Source organism: Sandaracinobacteroides hominis (genome assembly GCF_016464365.1).
Taxonomy (GTDB): Bacteria; Pseudomonadota; Alphaproteobacteria; order Sphingomonadales; family Sphingomonadaceae; genus Sandaracinobacteroides; species Sandaracinobacteroides hominis.
The window spans coordinates 698,647-717,938 of the sequence record NZ_JADCUC010000001.1 but is presented as its reverse complement, the minus strand read 5'-3'; the positions used below and the strand labels follow the sequence as shown (position 1 = coordinate 717,938).

Here is a 19,292-nt window from a genome sequence, read left to right as displayed (position 1 = left end):
CTGCAGGTGTGGGGGCGGGCCGCCTTCATCTTGGGAGTTTCTGTTGAAGCATCTGGTTTCTGCCATGTCGCTCGTTCTTGGCGCCGCTTCGATCGGAGCCACTGCTCTCGTTGCCGTCCCCGCCAGCGCGCAGCAAGCGCCAGCCGGCGCGGCGACGCCGGACCAGCAGAAGGCAGCAGCTGCCTTCATCGACAAGCTGGCGGCGGATGCCTTCGTCGTCCTGCGCGACAAGAGCCTTACGAAGGACCAGGCGCGCACCAAGTTCCGCGCCCTGCTGCGCAACAATTTCGCCGTCGATGAAGCGGGCTTGCGGCTCATCCGCCGCTATCGTGCGCCGAACAGCCCGATCAAGCTGACCGACGCGCAGCTGACCGCTTATCGTCAGGCGCTGCCCGACTTCCTGATCAACACCTATAGCGACCGGCTTTATGATTTTGCCTCGTCGAAGGTTACGATCGTCCGCACGGTCCCGCGCGGAAATCGCGGCGATGTGGATGTCGTGACTCGCATCACCGATCCCAAGGGCGGCAAGCCGATCGACGCCACCTGGGCCGTGAAGGGAGGTGCGAAGCCGCTGGTGAACAACATCACCGTCAACGGCGTGAACGTCGCGCTTACACAGGAAGCCGACTTCAGCGCCTATATCGAAAAGAACGGCTTCGACGCGCTCGTGGACTTTATGAAGAAGTCCAAATAGCCTTCCCGGCATGACAAACGGAAACAGCGACCTCGATCTTTCCGCCGCCGCCTTCGTCCATCCCTCCGCCGCCATCTATGGCAAGGTGCGGTTGGGCGAGGGCAGCAGCATCTGGTGCAACGCCGTCATCCGCTGCGAGGCGGCGCATGTCGAAATCGGCGCCTACACCAACGTCCAGGATTTCGTGATGATCCACACCGATCCGGGCCAACCCGTGGTGATCGGATCGCATTGCTCCATCACCCACCACGCGACGATTCACGGATCCACCATCGGCAACAATGTGCTCGTGGGGATCAACGCGACCATCTATGGCGGCAGTCACATCGGCGACAATTCCATCGTCGGCCAGCACGCCTATGTGAAGGACGGCACCATTGTTCCGCCCAATTCGGTCGTGGTGGGCAGCCCTGCAAAAGTGATCCGCACGGCCAATAGCTGGGTGGCTAACCGGCTGAACGCCTTGTTTTACTATCGAAACGGCCTTGCCTATGCCGAAGGCAACTACCGCGCATGGGAGGGTCCTGAGTTCGATGCATGGCTGCAAGACACTCTGTCGCGCTTGACCGCAGAGTTTCAAAGTCTAGAGGCCGCAGCATGAGCAAATTGCATTTGGTGTTCGGCGGCCGGGTAAAAGATCCGCGCGGGCTGGAATTCGAGAATCCCGAAGCCCTTCACATCGTGGGCATCTACCCGGACTATGCGTCTGCAGAAGCCGCGTGGCGCGGCGAAGCGCAGCGCACGGTGGATGACGCCGCCATGAAATATGTGGTGGTGCACCTGCACCGGATGCTGGAGCCCGATTGAGCCCCAGCATCCCGCAGGCAGGTTAGCGGCCCTTCCAGACGGGCGCGCGCTTCTCGAGGAACGCAACAGGGCCTTCCTTTGCGTCTTCCGAGCTGAATACCTTCGCCGAGGTGTTGTTGGAAATCTTCCACAGTTCCTCTTCGGCGGCGTCGAAGCTCATCCGCGACACCTTCAGCGATTCGCGCACCGAAAGTGGCGCGTTGACGCTGATCGCCTTGGCGAGCGCAATCGCCTCGTCCAGCACCTTGTCGGCCGTCGTCAGGCGGTTGACGAGGCCCAGCGCATAGGCGCGTGGCGCATCGAGCGGATCGCCCGTCGCTACCAGCTCATAGGCAATTGCAGCGGGCAGGCGACGGGTCAGCCGGAATACACCGCCGGCGCCGGCGAACAGGCCACGCTTCACTTCGGGCAGGCCGAAGCGGCTGTTTTCCGATGCGACGATCATGTCGCAGCTCAGCGCCAGTTCGCAGCCGCCGGCAAGGGCAGGGGCGGCAACAGCCGCGATCCACGGTTTTTCCCGGTTGGCGCGGGCAAGGCCACCGAAGCCGCCGTCGTTGGTGGAAAGCATGTGGCCGCGGCCCTTGGAGATTTCCGAAAGGTCGGCGCCGGCGCAAAAGGCGCCGTCAGAGGTCGAGCCAAGGATCACGACGCGGATTTCCGGATCGGCTTCGGTCGCCTTCACGATCCAATCGAGCGCAGCGGCCAGATCACCGTTGACTGCATTGCGCTTGTCCGGGCGGTTCAGGCGCACCAGTCCGATGTGGCCGTCGACGACCTCGTACAGCACTTCGCGGCCCACGGATTCGGGTTTGTCGGTCATTTATGTCTCTCCACTTTAGAAAATCTTGGCGCCGCTCAGCTATCGCGACCCCAGCGCATGGGGGCGGAATCCAGCCGCTCCAGAATATAGAGGCTGCCATGGGCGCCGCGCACCAGTCGGAAGCCGTCGTCCAGATAGGTGACTTCGGTCTTCAATGAACTCACCCGCGATCCGGTGGCCGGAATCCGCACGGGGGCGCCAGGGCCGATCACCAGCGCTTCATAGTAACGGATGTCGATATGGCTATCGTCCTCCACTTCATATGCGCCGGCCATCACCTGGATGCCGGGCGTGCCGTCCTCGAACAGGAAATGGATAATATTGTCGTAGAGACCCGTCGAAGGATCGATTTCATTATAGAGTTCAACGACTTCAACTGGATCATCCGGCAGCACGCCCAGGCTCAGCCGGGTCATGGTGGTATGCCGCTGCAGGCTGAAGTTGGAATAGAGCAGCCGCCAGCGGCCGCGCAGCAGGGCGGCCGCACGCGCCGGTTCCGGCGTGGGGTTCATCCCTTCCAGTTCGGCCGCCAGCGCGCGGATGCGGGCGGAATCGGCGGGATCGGCATTCAGGCCGACTTCGGTGAGGGCACCCAGGACAGCGAGATCCTGCTTGATGGCGGAGGCGTGACGCATGGCGCGAAAAAGCGCTGAGACCTGCGGTTTCGTCAACCTGCCGCTTTCGTCATGAAGCCTGTCAGGCGAGGGTAAGCGCGATCTTCCCTACATGCCCACCGGATTCCATCAGCCGGTGGGCGTCGTCTGCCTGCTCCAGGGGATAGCTGCGGAACAGATGCGCCTTCAGCCGGCCGTCGGTGAAGAGCGGCCAGATCTCCCGCTCCAGCGCCTCGGCAATGGCACCCTTCTCGGCTACGCTGCGTGGCCGCAGCATCGAGCCGGTCACGTGCAGGCGCTTGCGCATCAGGAAACCGACATCCAGCTCCAGACGATTGCCCTTCTGGAAGGCGATGGAAACATGCCGGCCGCCGTCACGCAGCGAGGCGAGATTCCGCGGAAAATATTCGCCGCCCACCATGTCCAGCACGATGTCCACGCCGCGCCCACCGGTCAGTTCACGCACTTTCGGCGCGAAATCGCCGTCGCGGTAGTTCAGCGCGTGGGTGGCGCCCAGTGCCTTCGCTGCCTGACATTTGGCGTCCGTGCCGCAGGTGACGATGATCTGCATGTCGCGCGAGCGGGCGAAATCGATCGCCGTCACACCGATTCCCGAGGTTCCGCCATGCACCAGCATCGTTTCGCCCACGCGCGCGCCGGCAAGGTCGTTCAGGTTTGCCCAGACCGTGAACCAGGTTTCCGGCAGCGTCGCTGCCTCGTCGAATCGCATCCCCGGCGGGACGGGGAGGCACTGCACGGCAGGCGCTGTCGCATAATCGGCATAGCCGCCGCCCGCGATCAGCGCGCACACCGGGTCGCCGACCGACAGCGTAGCGACGCCTTCTCCAAGCGCGACGATTTCGCCAGCTACCTCCAGGCCCATGATCGTCGGCGCGCCGGGCGGCATGGGATACAGCCCCATGCGCTGCAGGATGTCGGGCCGGTTCACGCCTGCCGCATGCACGCGGATCAGCACTTCGCCGGGGCCGGGCTGCGGCACGGGCCGCTCCACCACTACAAGAACGTCGGGGCCGCCGGGCGAGGCGGGATCGATGGCGCGCATGGTCGCGGGAAGGCTGCTCATGCCGCAACCGTTGCCGCTTGCCGGCGAAAGTGCAAGACGGACATGGAGAAAACTGTTGAGACGGAAGGGGCTGGCAATGGATGCAGAGGATTTCCTGTCGAAGCGCCCGGAAAGCTTGCTGGCGCAGCTGCGCCGGGAAGACCTGGATCGGCTGAGTGTTGACGAGCTGGGCGAGCGCATTGCCACGCTGGAGGCTGAAATCGCGCGCACAAAGGCCAAACGGGATTCTGCGTCCGCTTTCCGCTCGGCTGCCGACAGCCTTTTCAAGAAATAATGCTTGTCGCGCGGCTGATCCGGCGCGATCTGGCGCTGATGGCCTCGCGCCCGGGTGAGTGGTTGATGCCGCTCGCCTTTTTCCTGCTTGTGGCGCTTTTGCTGCCCTTCGCCATCGGGCCAGACGCGAGGCTGCTGGCAAGGCTGGCGCCCGGGATCCTGTGGCTGGCGGCGCTGCTCGCCAGCCTGATGCCGGTTTCCACCCTGTTCACCCTCGATTCGGCGGACGGCACGCTGGATCAGCTGCTGGTGCGCGGGATTGCCGGCGAAACATTGGCCGCGGCGCGAATGGCGGCGTTGTGGATCGGCTTTGGCGCCCCGCTACTGCTGGCGGCGCCGCTTGCCGCGTTGTTCCTCGGGATGGAATGGGAGATGCTGCTGCGCGTGCTGCCTGGACTGGCGGCAGGCGCGCTGGGTCTGTCCGCGCTCGCCGTCATCGCTGCCAGCGTTACGCTGGGCGCCCGGGGCGGAGGCGGGCTGGTGGCACTGCTGATCGTGCCGCTCGCCATCCCGCTCCTGCTGTTTGGCAGCCGCCCTGAAGATCCGGGCTCGCTCGGGCTTGGAATTGCTGCCGCGCTTCTGCTCGCCGCAGTAGCGCCTTTTGCAGCAGGCGCCGCGCTTCGCGCCTCGCGCGTCTAGCGGCGTTCGGTGAATGGAGGTCGGGGCTGTCAGCGGCGCAAATGCCGTGCTAGTGCACTGCACAGAACAATGGCTGCATCCGATCTCCATGCGCTCGCCAACCCGCTGAGGTTCCAGCGCCTTGCTACTGCGCTCACGCCCTGGCTGCTCGCCCTGGGGTTGGGTTTCCTGTTTGTCGGACTGTGGCAGGGCCTGTTCGTGGCGCCGGATGACTATCTGCAGGGCAAGACCGTGCGCATCATGTATGTGCATGTGCCGGCAGCGTGGTTCGCCTCGGGTGGTTATCTCGGCATGGCGATTGCGGCGCTTTCGGCGCGCATCTGGCGGCACCCGCTGGCCGATCTCGCCGTGCGCGCCATCGCTCCGGTCGGCGCCACATTTGCCGCCATCTGCCTGGTTACCGGGTCCATCTGGGGCCGGCCCACCTGGGGCACCTGGTGGGTGTGGGACGGTCGGCTCACCTCCATGCTCGTCCTGTTCCTGCTCTATCTGGGCGTCATCGCGCTCACGCACCTGCACGAGGATCGGGCGCGCGGGCTGAAGATGGCCGGCTATCTGGCAATTGTCGGCACCATCAACCTGCCGATCATCAAGTTCAGCGTCGAATGGTGGAACACGCTGCACCAGCCGGCCTCCATCCGCCTTTCCGGCAGCAGCATCCACCCGGATATGCTGCAGCCGCTGCTGCTGTCGGCCGTCGGATTTCTGCTGCTGTTCGCCGCCATCGTTCTCGTCCGCATGCGAACCCTGATCGCGGAACAACGGCTCGAAGCGCGCGCCCTTCGCCGTGCGGCACGTGCGGGCTGAACCATGCCGCATCTCCCGTTCATCATCGCTGCTTATACCTTTACCCTTGTCGCTCTCGGCGGGCTGCTGGTCTGGTCGCTCACCCGCATGCGCCGCGCCGAGAGGGCACTGGAGGATGGAGAGCGCAACTGATGGCAGTAGCGAAGCCCAAGCAGCAGCGCCTGGTGCTGGCGCTGGCAGCGGTCGCCGTGCTTGCGGCAGCCGGCGTGATCGCCTCGTTCGCGCTTCAGGATACCGCCGCCTATTTCAAGGCCCCGGCAGACATTGCCGCCTCGCCGCCGGCGCCGGGCCAGACGATCCGGCTGGGAGGGCTGGTGAAAACCGGCACGGTAACCCGTCCGGGCGACGGGCTGGAACTGCATTTCATCGTCACCGACATGAAGGCCGACACCAATGTGACCTATCGCGGGCTGGTGCCGGACCTTTTCCGCGAAGGGCAGGGGGTCATTGCCACCGGCAGCTTCGACGCGCAGGGCGTGTTCCGGGCGCAGGAACTGCTCGCCAAGCATGACGAGAAGTATATGCCGCCGGAAGTTGCGAAGGCGCTGGAAAAGCAGGGACATCCGGTGAACGCTTCGTGATTCCGGAGCTCGGTCATTTTGCGCTGTGGCTCGCGGCGATGGCAGCGCTGGCGCAGGCATTCGCCCCCACCGTCGGCCTGTGGCGCAACCGGGACGATCTCGCCGACCTCGCCGTGCCGACCGCACTGGCGCAGGGGCTGTTCACGGGGCTGGCGTTCGTGGCTCTCGCCTACGCCTTCATCATTTCGGATTTCTCGGTGAAGCTGGTGGCGGCGAACAGCCACAGCATGAAGCCCGACATGTATCGCTTTACCGGCGTCTGGGCGAACCATGAAGGCTCCCTGCTGCTCTGGGTGCTGGTGATGGCGCTTGCCGGTGTTGCCGTGGCGCTGGCACCTGCGACGCTCGGCAGCCGTTTCCGCGCACGTGTGCTCAGTGTGCAGGGCTTCGTCTCGCTCGGCTTCTTCGCCTTCCTGCTTTTTGCATCGAACCCGTTCGAACGGCTGATTCCGGCACCCACGGAGGGCGTCGGTCTCAACCCGTTGCTGCAGGACCCCGGCCTCGCCTTCCATCCGCCGCTGCTCTACGCCGGCTATGTCGGGCTTTCGGTCGCCTTTGCTTTTGCTGTCGCCGGGATGCTGGAAAACAAGGTCGGCCCGCAATGGGCGCGCGCCACCCGGCCATGGATAGCCGGCGCCTGGGCGCTGCTGACGCTCGGCATCGCTCTGGGCAGCTATTGGGCCTATTATGAACTGGGCTGGGGCGGCTGGTGGTTCTGGGACCCGGTCGAGAACGCCGCGCTGATGCCGTGGATCGCCGCCACTGCCCTGCTGCACAGCATTGCCGTGGTGATGAAGCGCGATGCGCTCCGCGCCTGGACCCTGCTGCTGGCTGTCGCCGCCTTCTCGCTCTCGATGATGGGCACCTTCATCGTCCGCTCCGGGCTGCTCACGTCCGTGCACGCCTTCGCCGTCGATCCCACCCGCGGGCTCTTCCTGATGCTGCTGATGGCGCTCTATATCGGCGGCGCGCTCACCATCTATGCGCTCGCCGCCGGCCGCGTGGCAGAGGGGCGACAGTTCGCATTGGTCAGCCGGGAAACGTCTCTTGTCGCCAACAACCTGCTGCTGTCGGCGATGCTTGGCGTGATTTTGCTCGGCACGCTCTACCCGATGGCGCTGGAGGCGATGGGCGGCGCGCAGATTTCCGTCGGCCCGCCCTATTTCAACCGTACCATCGTGCCGATGCTGCTGGTTGCGGCGGTGCTGATGGGCATTGCGCCGTGGCTGGGATGGAAGCGCAGTGCCACCGGCCACCTTGCCCGGCGTCTGCTTCCGGCCTCCATCGCCACGGCCGCCGCGGCGGTAGTCGCTGTCCTGCTGCTGGACGTGCGCGGAATCGGCGCGATTCTCGGCTTTGCCGCCGCCGCCTGGCTGGGCGCTGCCAGCATCACGATCCTCGTCCGCCGCGGCCTTACCTTCAACTCCGCCGGCATGGCGCTGGCGCATCTGGGTGTGGCCGTCTCGATCCTTGGGGCAACGGCGTCGGGCGCGCTGCAACGCGAAGCGCTGGTTGCGCTGCGCGTTGGCGACAGCGTGCAGATGGGGCCCTGGCGCGCCGAACTGATGGACGTGCGCCCCGTCGCCGGCCCGAACTGGACCGCGATCGAGGCGACGCTCTATGTGCAGCGCAACGGCAGGCCCGTTGGCACGGTAACGCCGCAATCGCGGATGTTCATTGCCCCGGCGCAGGAAACCACGGAATCCGGCCGCACCGGCTGGCGCATGGGCGAAGTCTATGCCGTGCTTGGCAAGCCGGACGGCAGCGGCCGCTGGCAGGTGCATCTGTGGGTGAAACCGTTGGTGCGGCTGATCTGGATCGGCGGCCTGCTGATGGCGCTGGGCGGTGTCGTCGCGCTCGGCGGCCGCGTCCGCGCGCTGGCACTGCGTCGCCGCAAGCTGGTCACTTTCGCCGAGCCGCAGGCGGCCTGACGCCATGGCACGTTTTCTCTGGCTGATTCCGCTCGCGCTGTTCGCGGGGCTGTTCGTGCTGATGTTCGGCGGGCTGGGCAAGCCGCAGCAGGCGGTGATCCGCAGCCATATGATCGGCAAGCCCGCGCCGGAGTTCGCGCTGGAAGGCGCTGGCGGCAGGCCCGGCCTTGCCACCGCCGATCTCGTCACCGGCAAGCCGGTTCTCGTCAACGTCTTTGCCAGCTGGTGCCTGCCCTGCGCGGTGGAAGCGCCGCAGCTGCAGGCGCTGAAGGACGGCGGCGCGACGCTCCTGGGCATTGCCGTGCGCGACACGCCCCAGAATGTCGCCGGCTTCCTTGCCAAGCACGGCAATCCGTTCGATCGCATCGGCCTCGACACCAACGGCCGCCTGCTGCTCGGCTTTGGTGCCTCGGGCGTGCCGGAAACCTATGTGATCGATGGGCGCGGAATCATCCGCTACCAGCATATCGGCGAAGTCCGCCCCGAACATGTGCAGATGCTGCTGGCCGAGCTGGAGAAGGCGAAGTGAGAAGCCTCGCCATCGCCCTGCTGCTGGCCGTGGCCGCGCCATCGGTTGCGGAACCACCGCCGCCGCCCGACGTGCCGCTCAGCGATCCGTCCGCCGAAGCCCGCGCCCGCGCCGTGATGTCGGAACTGCGCTGCCTCACCTGCCAGAACCAGTCGATTGCCGATTCCGGCGCGTCGCAGGCGCAGGCGATGCGAACGGAAGTGCGGACCCGAATAGCAGCGGGCGAAGATCCGGAGCAGGTCCGCGCCTGGTTTGTCGACCGCTATGGCGATTGGGTCAGCTTCGTCCCGCCCGCGCGGGAAGATACCGCGCTGCTGTGGGCCGCGCCGCTGCTGTTCCTGGCGATCGGGCTGGCGCTGGTCGCGCGCAGGTTCCGCCGATGAAGTCGACGCCGATCATCGCCGCCGCAGCGGTGCTGGGGCTCGCGGCTGCAGGCTATGCCGTCACCGGAAGCCCCGGCCTGAAGTCGGCGCCGGCGCCCGCCCGCTCGCTCAACCCCGATCTCACGCCCGAGGCGGAGCAGGCGTCCAAACAGCTGCTGGAGAATTTCGGCGATGTCCGTGCCTGGCTGACCCTCTCCGACGCGCTGATCCGCATCGACCGGACAGAGACTGCCGTCGAGGCGCTGCAGTCCGGGCTGGAGGCCATCCCCGGCAATGCCGATCTCTGGGTGCAGCTGGGGATCGCCTTGGTCGCGCATGCCGATGGCGAAGTGGTCCCGGCCGCACGCCTCGCCTTCGATCGCGCCAGCCGCCTCGCCCCCGAACATCCAGCGCCTGCCTATTTCCTCGGCCTCGCCTGGTTGCAGTCCGGAGACGTGCAGCAGGCGCTCCAGACGTGGAAAGCGCTGCGGGATCGCAGTCCGGCCGATGCGGAATGGGTGCCGATGCTGGACAGGCAGATTGCAGTGGCCGAGAACATGGCGCAAATGGGAGTGGGGCAGGGCATCGGATCGGGCGTAGCCGGGGCCGAGCCGCAAAGAGGGGCACAGGTCGATGATTCGGGTTCACCATCTCAACAATAGCCGTTCGCAACGAATCCTCTGGCTGCTCGAAGAGCTGGGGCTTCCCTACGAAATCGTGAAATATCAGCGGGATGCCGTAACCAACCTCGCGCCGCCCGAGCTGGAGGCGGTGCATCCGCTCGGCAAGTCGCCAATGCTGGAGCTCGATGGCGAGATCCTGATCGAATCCGGCGCCATCATCGAAATCCTGATTAACCGGCTGGGCAGTGGCCGGCTGGCGCCGGCCGAAGGCACCCGCGCCCATGACGAATATCTGGTGTGGCTGCACTATGGCGAAGGATCGGCCATGCTGCCGCTGATGCTGCAGTTGTACACCGGCCGGCTTGGCGAAGGCGCGGCGCCGCTGAAGCCGCGCATCGATTCCGAAATCGCCCGCCATCTGGGCTATGTCGAAAGCTGCCTTGTCGGCAAGGAATGGCTGGTAGGCGGCGAGCTGACCGGCGCCGATATCCAGATGAGCTTCGTCGGCGAAATCGCCCATGTGTTCGGCCTGTTGCCAAACTATCCTGCTATGGCGGAATGGGTGAAGCGCTGCCACGCGCGCCCTGCCTGGCAAACCGCGCTCGCCAAGGGCGGCACCTACAGCTTCGCCTGAGCGCGCTGCGTTGCGGCCCTGCCAACTTGCTGCTAGCGCCCGGGCTTGTCCGGCCTTCGGGCCATTTTTGAATGGATCGCTGCGTGTCTGACTGGCGCGAAGCAATGCGCATATGAGTAGCGAAGCTGCCGGATCTGCGGAAAACGGATCGCACGGGCATGGCAAGGACGGCATCGGCAAGCTGATGCTGGGAGCGCTCGGAGTCGTCTTCGGCGACATCGGCACCTCGCCCCTCTATGCCCTCCGCGAAACCTTCATCGGTCACCACCGCCTGCCGGTAGATCCCAGCCATATCTTCGGCATCATCAGCCTGATCTTCTGGACGATGATGCTGATCGTCTCGGTAAAATATGTCGGCGTCATCCTGCGCGCGGACAATCGCGGCGAAGGCGGGACGATCGCCCTGCAGGCCCTGCTGATGCGGAACGGTCATGGGCGCCGCTGGGCGCCATGGGTGGTGGTGCTGGGCATCCTCGCCACCGCGCTCTTCTTTGGTGAGAGCATCATCACGCCGGCGATTTCCGTGCTCTCGGCCGTCGAAGGCCTGACGGTGGTCGAGGCCAAGCTGCAGCCGCTGGTGCTGCCGATTTCCATCAGCATCATTGTCGGGCTGTTCCTGATCCAGGCCTTCGGCACCTCGCGCGTGGGGGCGCTGTTCGGGCCGATCACGCTGGTCTATTTCCTGACGCTGGCCGGGCTCGGCATCTACAACATCATCGCCTATCCGCAGATTCTTTCGGCGCTGTCGCCGCATCATGCCATCCTGTTCTTCCGGTCGGATGGTCTGCTCGCCTTCCTGGCACTTTCCTCGGTCGTGCTGGCCGTCACCGGCGCGGAAGCGCTCTATGCCGATATGGGGCATTTCGGCCGCAATCCGATCCGGCTTTCCTGGATGACGATCGTGATGCCGGCGCTGATGCTCTGCTATCTGGGGCAAGGCGCCCTGCTGATCGGCGACCCGACCGCCATCCGGAACCCGTTCTTCCTGCTGGCGCCCGAAGAGTTTCGCCTGCCGCTGGTCATCCTTGCCACCATGGCGACGGTGATTGCCTCGCAGGCGGTAATTTCCGGCGCCTTTTCGATCACGCGCCAGGCGGTGCAGCTGGGGTATCTGCCGCGCCTGCGCATCCTGCACACCTCCGCTCGCACGCAGGGGCAGATCTACATCCCCTTCATCAACTGGACGCTGCTGGTGCTGGTGATCCTTCTGGTGCTGGGCTTCGAGACTTCTTCCAACCTTGCTGCCGCCTATGGCATTTCGGTGACGGGCACGATGTTCATCTCCACCTGCATGGTGGGCATCATGATCCTCTATGTCTGGCGCTGGAACCGCTGGCTGGCGGCGCTGTTCATCGGCACCTTCCTCATCATCGATGCCGCCTATTTCGCGGCCAATCTCACCAAAATCCCCGACGGTGGCTGGTTCCCGCTGCTGGTCGGCCTCATCGCCTTCACCTTGCTGACGACATGGGCACGCGGCCGCTACCTGATGCAGCAGCGGCTTACCGAGTCGGCGATGCCGATGGAGGTGTTCATCAAATCCGCCTCGCGCACGGCAACGCGGGTGCCCGGCACGGCGGTTTTCATGACCTCCAGCCCGCAGGGCGTGCCGCATGCCTTGCTGCACAACCTTAAGCACAACAAGGTGCTGCACGAACGAATCCTGATCCTGACGGTGGTGATCGATGAAATCCCGTTCATCGACCTTGAGGACCGGATCGAGGTGTTCGATCTGGGCGAGAATTTCTACCGCATGATCCTGCGCTATGGCTTCATGCAGCAGCCGGATGTGCCGGCCACGCTGAAGATCGTGGAGAATTGCGGGCCACAGATCCGCATGATGGACACCAGCTTCTTCCTGGCACGGCAGACTCTGCTGCCGTCAGAGCGGCCCGGAATGGCGATCTGGCGGGAAAAACTGTTCGCGTGGATGCTCAGGAACGCGGAAAGCGCGATGGAGTTTTTCAAGCTGCCGACGAACCGGGTGGTGGAATTGGGGAGTCAGGTCGAAATCTAAGGGGGCCGCGATTGGCGCCTGGCGCCAACGCCCGGACTCGCCGGGATTTCCGGCCGGCTCCTCCGAAGCGCAACCAAGCTGCACGAGTCCGAAGTGCCCGGCAAAGAGACACAAAAAGAAAGGGGCGGCAGAAGCCGCCCCTCCGTCGGACGGGTTCGATGGGTTGAACCCATCGCCCCGCCGTCCGAGCTTTCGGCGAGTCCGCGATTTAGCGCCGTGCGCTGATCGCGGCCGCCTGCAGCTTACTTGCTGACTTCAGCAGCCTTGTCGGCAACCGCAGCGGCAGCAGCTTCGACCTTGCCGGCAGCAGCGGCGGTCGTGTCGGCAGCAGCAGCAGCCGTGGTGGCAGCAGCGTCGGTCGTGGCAGCAGCAGCGTTGTCGACAGCCGTCGTGGCAGCAGCGTCAACCGTGTTGGCAGCAGCATCAACCGTGGTGGCAGCAGCGTCGACGGTGGCGTCGGCGGCAGCGGCGGTGTCGGCAGCGGCTTCAGCGGTGGCGTCAGCAGCCTTCTTTTCACCGCAAGCGGCGAGGACTGCGAGGCTCGCGACGGCGGCGAGGGTAAGAGCCTTGTTCATTCTGACCTCCTTAACGGACACAATTGTCCAAGTTTTGCAGGCCATGGGGTAGACCTTGCGGCCGCAAGCTCATCCGGGCACGGCAAGCGCCATATCCGAACCGAAGCGAGCGGCCATTGCTATAGGCCGAAATCAATTTCAAGCCCAATTGTTGACAAATGAATCCGCGCGGCTCGATCTCGCCAAAAATGGCACAATCTCAGAGGCTTGCAAACGAAGGACAAACGGCCTTGGCGAAGGTGCCGGGAACGGGCAAGAGGAGTTGGTGAACAAGAATCTCCCAAATTCGGCAAATCAGGCACCACGTTTGGGCACGCGTGCCTCACCGTTGGCGCTGGTTCAGGCCCATCTCGTCGCAGATGCACTGGTTGCAGCCGGTGCCGATAGGCCGTCGATTCATCCCGTGGAGACGGTGGCCGACAAGGTTCAGGATCGCGCCTTGGCCGAAATCGGCGGCAAGGCGCACTGGACGAAGGAGCTGGACGGCGCGCTGCTCCGCGGCGAAGTCGACCTGGCCGTTCATTCCATGAAAGACGTGGAAACCCAGCTTGCGCCGGGCATCGCGCTGGCGGCGGTGCTGCCCCGCGCCGATCCGCGCGATCGGCTGGTCGGGGCGGCCTCCATTGCAGCCCTCGCGCCGGGTGCGATCGTCGGAACCTCCAGCCCGCGCCGATCCGCGCAATTGCTGCACCGGAGACCTGATCTTCAAACCGTTACGCTGCGCGGCAATGTCGGCACGCGCCTGCGGCATATTGCGGAGGGCAGGGTGGCGGCCAGTTTCCTGGCCGCGGCCGGGCTGGACCGCCTGCAGGTAGAGGCGGGCGTGCCGCTGGAGATTGCCGATTGGCTGCCGGCGGCCGCACAGGGCATCATCGGCATCACCTGCCGCCTTGCCGACAAGACGACGCTGGAGCTGCTAGGCCGGATAAATCACGCGCCCAGCATGCATTGCCTGCTGGCGGAGCGCGCCGTTCTGGAGGGGCTGGGCGGCAGCTGCCACACATCGGTAGCGGTGCATGCGACAGCGCAGACGGACATATGCAGGATCGAAGCGGAACTGCTGAGCCCGGACGGCCGCGACTGCGTGAAGCGTTCGATCGAGGGCAATGGCGACCCAAGGGAGCTTGGATTGGCGCTGGCGCAGCAGCTGATGGAGCGCGCAACCCCCGCGATCCTCGCCTCGCTGGAACAGGTGGCTCGCCCTTGAGCCGACCGGCGCTTCTGGTGACAAGACCGGAGGCGGAACAGGCCCGCACCCTTGCTGCAGCACAATCGGCCGGCTTCGATGCGATTTCGGCACCCGTCCTGCATATCCGGCCACTGGACTGGGTTGTTCCGGCCGACAGACCGGACGCGCTTCTCCTCACCAGCGCACGGGCGGCAGCAATAGCCGGCCTGCAAATCGCACAGCTGCGCGATCTTCCCGTCTATGCGGTCGGGGCCAATACGGCCGCAGCAGCAACAGCGGCGGGATTCCGTGTTGCCGAAACGGGCGACTCAGATGGATCTGCAATTGCCGCGGTCGCAGCCGCCGATGGCCGCAGGCGATTGCTGCACCTTGCCGGAGTGGCAGCCGCACCCATCGACGTGCAGCCGGGCCTCGATGTGCGGCGAATAGCGATCTATGCAGCCGATCCCGTCGACAGGCTTCCCGAACCGGCCGAGCAAAGCCTTCGCGAGGGCAGGGTGTTCGCGGCACTCGCCTTTTCTGTTCGCAGCGCACAGATTCTGCGTCGTCTCGTCGATCGGGCCGATATTCCCCTCGGTGCGCAGAGATTGGTCGTGAACAGCGGGAAAGTCGCTCAGGCCGCCGGGGATGGGTGGGGCGCAGTCCGTATTGCGGAAAACCCCGGTCTGGATGCGGTGATGGCGGCCGCCCGTTCCCTGTGGCAAAGCGTCGAGCATGGCTGAACGAAATCCAGACGATATCGATTACATGCTGTCGCGCCCGCTGCCGGCCGCCGACCTCAACGCGTCGCGGAAAGACCGCGCGACAGAGCGCTCGCCGCGCCACTGGCCTTGGCTGGTCTCGGCCGTGCTGTCGGCGTTCCTCCTTGGCATGCTGGCCAGCCCCTGGCTGGAGAGCAAGGTTCGCGGACAGCTCCCTGCTTCCTGGGCAGGTGACGAGCCGGTAGACCCTGTCCGCGTTTCCAACATCGAGGCTCGCGTCGGCAACCTGGAGACGCACCACGATATCGCGCCCGCCGCGGCGCCAGATGCAGCCACGGCCGCCAGAATCGCCGCTCTGGAAGCCAGGGCCGGCAACGACGGCTCCATGGAAGGCGAACTGCTGGCCCGCACGGAATCCCTAGACAGGGAGGTGCGCCGAATCTCGGCGGAACTTACCGCAGGCGACGCGCAGTTGCGCGATCTTCTGCTGCTGTCTGTGGTGAGCAGGATGGTCGAATCCGGTCGCCCCCTCGCCGACACGGGCATCCTGCTCTCCCAGCGCTATAAGACGGAAGATGCGGCGGCGGTCGAGGCCCTGCTCAACTGGTCGGCTGCGCCGCAGACCCCGCAGACGCTGTCCGCCCGCCTGAACGCGCTGAGCGCAGACCTTTCCGATCCCGCCGCGAAGCCCGGTTTCTGGGAGAGATTGAAGAACAGCCTGTCCGGTTTGGTGACCGTGCAGGGCGAATCGGACGATGCAGACTCCGCGTCTACTCTTGCTGCGGCGCAGCAGGCAATGCGCGAAGATGATCTGGCGCGGGCCATCGGAGCCCTGAAGCGCGCGCCAATGGATCCCGCTCGCAGGCAATGGGTTTCCGACGCGCTTCTGCTATCATCCGCACAAGATGCTCTTATCAGGCTGGAAAATCGTGCCTTGAACGTGGCTGCAAAGGGCTTGGCGATGCCGGCTTCTGCGGCAATCCCGTCGCAGCCGCTGAATGTTGCGCCGCAAAAAGACGATGTTGCCCGCTGAGGTCTGGTTGCGCTTGCGCGGGGGTATACGGCGAGGCTAACGATGCCCGGCAGACCGGCGGGTCACCCACTGAAGAGACAGGATTGCCATGCGCGTAGCGATGATCGGTTCCGGATATGTCGGGCTAGTGTCGGGTGCCTGCTTCGCCGACTTCGGTCACGATGTGGTCTGCGTCGACAAGGATCCGGGCAAGATCGAGCGGCTGAAGCAGAACATCATGCCGATCTACGAACCTGGCCTGGACGATCTGGTCGAATCGAATGTGAAGGCGGGCCGCCTCAGCTTCACCACCGATCTTGCCGAAGGCATGAAGGGCGCACAGGCGATCTTCATCGCTGTGGGAACCCCGTCGCGGCGCGGCGATGGCCATGCCGATCTCAGCTATGTCTATGCCGCAGCAAAGGAAATCGCTGAGAACCTCGATGGTTTCGCGGTCGTCGTCACCAAGTCTACCGTGCCCGTCGGCACGGGCGACGAGGTGGAGCGCATCATTCGCGAAGCCAATCCAAGCGCCGATTTCGGCGTCGCTTCAAACCCGGAGTTCCTGCGGGAAGGCGCGGCGATCTCCGATTTCAAACGCCCGGACCGCATCGTCGTGGGTGTCGAGGACGACCGCGCCCAGGCCGTTCTGGAAGAACTGTATCGTCCGCTTTACCTCAATCAGGCGCCGATCATGGTTACCAGCCGGCGCACCTCGGAACTCACCAAATATGCCGCGAACGCCTTCCTCGCGGTCAAGATCACCTTCATCAACGAAATTGCCGACCTCTGCGAAAAGGTTGGCGCCAATGTGCAGGACGTGGCGCGCGGCATCGGCCTCGACAACCGCATCGGCTCCAAATTCCTGAACGCGGGGCCCGGCTATGGCGGCAGCTGCTTCCCGAAGGACACGCTCGCCCTCATCAAGACCGCGCAGGATAACGAGTCGCCCGTCCGTATCGTCGAGACCGTCGCGCAGGTGAACGACAACCGCAAGCGCGCCATGGGCCGCCGCGTGGTCGCGGCGATGGGCGGTGACGCGCGCGGCAAGAAGGTTGGCGTGCTGGGCCTCACATTCAAGCCGAACACCGACGACATGCGCGACAGCCCGGCAATCGCCATCATCCAGACCTTGCAGGACGCCGGCGCCACCATCGCTGCCTATGATCCCGAAGGCGTGGAGCAGGCAAAACTGGTGCTGAACAATGTCGAATATTGCGACAGCCCGTACCAGGCGCTCGAGGGCGCTGACGCAATGGTTCTGGTGACCGAGTGGGACGCGTTCCGCGCGCTGGATCTGTCGCGTGTGAAGTCGCTTCTGAAATCTCCGGTGGTGGTCGATCTGCGCAACGTCTATCGCCCCGAGGAAATGGCCCGACAGGGGCTTCAATACAGCGGGATTGGCCGCTGAGGTTGCAGGGCGCGAAAGGCGTGGCTATAGCCCGCGTCCTGCCGCCGTTCCGGAGTCGTGGGTGAGTGGCTGAAACCAGCAGTTTGCTAAACTGCCGTACTGGGTAACCGGTACCGAGGGTTCGAATCCCTCCGACTCCGCCAGCCGCCTGATTATCCACATCCCCGAACGTTCCCAAAAGCGCTGATCTTTCAGCCTCTTGTGGACCTGTTCGGGTCCACCAGTCATCCACTGGTGCCCATGGGTGACCGATTTTGGCCCCGGGTCCGGACGGGCGGGTTCAGCAAAATGCTGTAAAACTGGCCCTTTGCCCGCAACGGCAGTTAGCGATTTCAATTCCCGGATATCGCGCGTAGCTTTCGCTGCCCAATACCGGAGCGTATCATGACTGAGGTCAACGCAGGCGCGCTCACGCGCCGTTCCAGTTTTTCCGACGAAGGCCGGCAACCGGGTGCGGACGAAGGCAGGCCGGCGGTTCGAGGTGCTGTTCCGGCCGTATGGGCCAGAGAAGCGGTTTCAGAGAAGAAGCGGGTGCTCCAAAGTTGAAAGGATAGGTTGATGGCTGGACCGACAACAATCGGCACGCGGATTGGTGCGCTTTCCTTCACGCATGACATGCCCAACGGCTATCCGACGCCAGAAACGCTGGAGAAGCTGTTCGACGAACGGGATTTCCAGCGGGCTTGCCAAGCCTATCTCTGGGCGCTGCCGATCGTGTCGTTTGCCGCCTGGCAGCGCAGTCAGGCCGAGCAGCTGGGGGCGGCCAATGGGCAGCTCGTCTCCTACCTCAGCTATGTCGACAAGCTGGGAATCCTGACGGCGAATGCGACGACGCCCTACTATGTCGGTTTTGTCGATCTCGCCGCTGGCGGACCCCATGTGCTGGATCTGCCGCTGGAAGGCGTGCGTGGAGGTCTGACCGATTTCTGGCAGCGGGCGCTGCCGGGCAGTACCGAGGGTGGGCGCTATCTGATCCTGGGGCCGGGCCAGGAACCGCCGGCAGACGCCGGCGACTACAAGCTGTTGCACACACCTACCTTCAACAATCTGCTGGGGGTGCGGGTAACGGTGACCGATCCGGCGGAAACCAAGACGGTTCTGGGAAAGCTACGCTTCTACCCGCATGCCAGGCGCGCCGATCCGCCTGCCATCGACATCCTTGCGGCGGCCGACCGGCCGTGGAGCGGTATGCCGCCAAGAGACCTGGATTATTGGCAGCTGTTGAGTCTGGTGATCAACCGCGAGCCGATGGCCGAGCGCGATCATTTCTTCCTGGAAATGCTGAAGCCGCTGGGGATCGAGAAGGGCAGAGCTTTCGCGCCAGATGCCCGGCAGGCGAAGCTCTTGGCCGAAGCCGTTCTGGTGGGCGAGGCGATGGCCAAGGCCAACGCGGCGGATCGCCGGTTCAACAGTCTGTATCGGCCCGGCACACGCTGGGATCATGCGCTGAACCTGGATGCTGACAATGTGGAGGAATATTGGGGCCGGCTGGATGAGCGCGCCTCATGGTTCTATGAAGCTGTGACCGCCGCCGGCGACATGTCGCCCAAGCGGACGGGGGTTGCATCCTCGGCCTATCTCGGTGCCTATCGCGACAGCAAAGGCGAATGGCTGGATGGCGGCAACAGCTATGTGCTGCGCGTGCCGCCCGATGCACCTGCCGAACTCTTCTGGTCGCTGACGGTCTATGACGTCGACACGCGTTGTCTGATCAACAATCCGCAGCAGATCGCCGACCGTTCCTCGCGCATGAAGCTGACGTCGAACGCCGACGGCTCGATCGACATCCATTGCGGCCCGGAAGCGCCAGCGGGGTTCGAATCCAACTGGATTCCGACGCTGCCGGGCAAGGCATGGTTCGCCTATTTCCGGTTGTATAATCCGACCCAAGCCTATTTCGACGCAAGCTGGCCGTTGCCGGATTTCGAGAGAAAGGCCTAAGGGACGGCGAACCCGTGTCCGTTTTCTGAAGCTTCCCTGCGCGAG

The 19,292-nt window shown here is 64.7% G+C and carries 23 protein-coding genes and 1 tRNA gene; 20 read left to right on the top strand and 4 right to left on the bottom strand.

The window, feature by feature from the left end:
- Positions 1-64: 64 nt before the first annotated feature.
- From IM784_RS03665 to IM784_RS03655, 3 genes are read left to right on the top strand one after another with little or no spacing between them, the layout of a single operon-like run.
- Positions 65-697 (top strand): MlaC/ttg2D family ABC transporter substrate-binding protein, encoded by a 633-nt coding sequence (locus IM784_RS03665; protein WP_199553898.1) that lies wholly within the window; start codon positions 65-67, stop codon positions 695-697.
- 10 nt (positions 698-707) lie between these two features.
- Positions 708-1,298, top strand: a complete 591-nt coding sequence (locus tag IM784_RS03660; protein ID WP_199553897.1) for a gamma carbonic anhydrase family protein — start codon at positions 708-710, stop codon at positions 1,296-1,298.
- Positions 1,295-1,504, top strand: a complete 210-nt coding sequence (locus tag IM784_RS03655) for a DUF4170 domain-containing protein (protein WP_199553896.1) — start codon at positions 1,295-1,297, stop codon at positions 1,502-1,504. The genes IM784_RS03660 and IM784_RS03655 overlap by 4 nt, the downstream gene beginning before the upstream one ends.
- A 22-nt stretch (positions 1,505-1,526) precedes the next feature.
- Here IM784_RS03655 and IM784_RS03650 read toward each other — a convergent pair whose 3' ends face one another.
- The 3 genes from IM784_RS03650 to IM784_RS03640 form a co-directional block, all read right to left on the bottom strand.
- Positions 1,527-2,324 carry an enoyl-CoA hydratase-related protein gene (locus IM784_RS03650; protein ID WP_199553895.1) on the bottom strand — a complete coding sequence of 266 codons (798 nt, stop codon included), beginning with the start codon at positions 2,322-2,324 and terminating at the stop codon, positions 1,527-1,529.
- A gap of 35 nt (positions 2,325-2,359) precedes the next feature.
- Positions 2,360-2,959, bottom strand: coding sequence for a PAP/fibrillin family protein (locus IM784_RS03645; RefSeq protein ID WP_199553894.1), 600 nt, complete (start codon positions 2,957-2,959; stop codon positions 2,360-2,362).
- Between the two features lie 61 nt (positions 2,960-3,020).
- Positions 3,021-4,022 (bottom strand): NAD(P)H-quinone oxidoreductase, encoded by a 1,002-nt coding sequence (locus IM784_RS03640; RefSeq protein ID WP_199553893.1) that lies wholly within the window; start codon positions 4,020-4,022, stop codon positions 3,021-3,023.
- Between IM784_RS03640 and IM784_RS17540 the strand changes: the two genes are divergently transcribed.
- The 11 genes from IM784_RS17540 (at position 3,991) to IM784_RS03585 (ending at position 12,418) form a co-directional block, all read left to right on the top strand.
- The gene (locus IM784_RS17540) at positions 3,991-4,296 is read left to right on the top strand and encodes a DUF1192 domain-containing protein (protein WP_328799431.1); all 306 of its coding nucleotides are present in this window, start codon (positions 3,991-3,993) and stop codon (positions 4,294-4,296) included. The two genes, IM784_RS03640 and IM784_RS17540, sit on opposite strands and share 32 nt — an antisense overlap.
- Positions 4,296-4,934 (top strand): heme exporter protein CcmB, encoded by a 639-nt coding sequence (locus tag IM784_RS03630; RefSeq protein WP_199553892.1) that lies wholly within the window; start codon positions 4,296-4,298, stop codon positions 4,932-4,934. Before IM784_RS17540 ends, IM784_RS03630 begins: the two co-directional genes overlap by 1 nt.
- Positions 4,935-5,003: 69 nt before the next feature.
- On the top strand, positions 5,004-5,741 hold the full coding sequence (locus tag IM784_RS03625; protein ID WP_199553891.1) for a heme ABC transporter permease: 738 nt from the start codon (positions 5,004-5,006) through the stop codon (positions 5,739-5,741).
- Positions 5,742-5,744: 3 nt separating this feature from the next.
- Complete coding sequence (ccmD, locus tag IM784_RS03620; RefSeq protein WP_199553890.1) at positions 5,745-5,873, top strand: heme exporter protein CcmD; 129 nt, start codon at positions 5,745-5,747, stop codon at positions 5,871-5,873.
- Entirely contained in the window at positions 5,873-6,322 is a 450-nt protein-coding gene (ccmE, locus tag IM784_RS03615) for a cytochrome c maturation protein CcmE (RefSeq protein WP_199553889.1), read from the top strand. The genes ccmD and ccmE overlap by 1 nt, the downstream gene beginning before the upstream one ends.
- Positions 6,319-8,253, top strand: a complete 1,935-nt coding sequence (locus IM784_RS03610) for a heme lyase CcmF/NrfE family subunit (protein WP_199553888.1) — start codon at positions 6,319-6,321, stop codon at positions 8,251-8,253. The genes ccmE and IM784_RS03610 overlap by 4 nt, the downstream gene beginning before the upstream one ends.
- 4 nt (positions 8,254-8,257) lie before the next feature.
- Complete coding sequence (locus tag IM784_RS03605; protein ID WP_199553887.1) at positions 8,258-8,782, top strand: DsbE family thiol:disulfide interchange protein; 525 nt, start codon at positions 8,258-8,260, stop codon at positions 8,780-8,782.
- On the top strand, positions 8,779-9,165 hold the full coding sequence (locus IM784_RS03600; RefSeq protein ID WP_199553886.1) for a cytochrome c-type biogenesis protein: 387 nt from the start codon (positions 8,779-8,781) through the stop codon (positions 9,163-9,165). The genes IM784_RS03605 and IM784_RS03600 overlap by 4 nt, the downstream gene beginning before the upstream one ends.
- Positions 9,162-9,806, top strand: a complete 645-nt coding sequence (locus IM784_RS03595; RefSeq protein WP_199553885.1) for a tetratricopeptide repeat protein — start codon at positions 9,162-9,164, stop codon at positions 9,804-9,806. The genes IM784_RS03600 and IM784_RS03595 overlap by 4 nt, the downstream gene beginning before the upstream one ends.
- Positions 9,778-10,401, top strand: a complete 624-nt coding sequence (locus IM784_RS03590; RefSeq protein WP_199553884.1) for a glutathione S-transferase family protein — start codon at positions 9,778-9,780, stop codon at positions 10,399-10,401. The genes IM784_RS03595 and IM784_RS03590 overlap by 29 nt, the downstream gene beginning before the upstream one ends.
- A gap of 112 nt (positions 10,402-10,513) precedes the next feature.
- Positions 10,514-12,418 (top strand): potassium transporter Kup, encoded by a 1,905-nt coding sequence (locus tag IM784_RS03585; protein ID WP_199553883.1) that lies wholly within the window; start codon positions 10,514-10,516, stop codon positions 12,416-12,418.
- Between the two features lie 242 nt (positions 12,419-12,660).
- Here IM784_RS03585 and IM784_RS03580 read toward each other — a convergent pair whose 3' ends face one another.
- A complete protein-coding gene (locus tag IM784_RS03580; RefSeq protein ID WP_199553882.1) occupies positions 12,661-12,993 on the bottom strand; it encodes a hypothetical protein in 333 nt (110 codons plus the stop codon).
- A gap of 265 nt (positions 12,994-13,258) precedes the next feature.
- Here IM784_RS03580 and hemC point away from each other — a divergent pair, with 265 nt between their 5' ends.
- From hemC to IM784_RS03550, 6 genes are all read left to right on the top strand, one after another.
- The gene (gene hemC / locus IM784_RS03575; RefSeq protein ID WP_199553881.1) at positions 13,259-14,200 is read left to right on the top strand and encodes a hydroxymethylbilane synthase; all 942 of its coding nucleotides are present in this window, start codon (positions 13,259-13,261) and stop codon (positions 14,198-14,200) included.
- Entirely contained in the window at positions 14,197-14,904 is a 708-nt protein-coding gene (locus tag IM784_RS03570; protein WP_199553880.1) for a uroporphyrinogen-III synthase, read from the top strand. The genes hemC and IM784_RS03570 overlap by 4 nt, the downstream gene beginning before the upstream one ends.
- Complete coding sequence (locus tag IM784_RS03565; RefSeq protein WP_199553879.1) at positions 14,897-15,916, top strand: hypothetical protein; 1,020 nt, start codon at positions 14,897-14,899, stop codon at positions 15,914-15,916. The genes IM784_RS03570 and IM784_RS03565 overlap by 8 nt, the downstream gene beginning before the upstream one ends.
- Before the next feature lie 88 nt (positions 15,917-16,004).
- Entirely contained in the window at positions 16,005-17,306 is a 1,302-nt protein-coding gene (locus IM784_RS03560) for a UDP-glucose dehydrogenase family protein (protein WP_199553878.1), read from the top strand.
- A 51-nt stretch (positions 17,307-17,357) separates the two neighbouring features.
- Positions 17,358-17,449 (top strand) — tRNA-Ser (locus IM784_RS03555).
- Between the two features lie 415 nt (positions 17,450-17,864).
- Entirely contained in the window at positions 17,865-19,247 is a 1,383-nt protein-coding gene (locus tag IM784_RS03550; RefSeq protein ID WP_199553877.1) for a DUF1254 domain-containing protein, read from the top strand.
- Positions 19,248-19,292 lie beyond the last annotated feature (45 nt).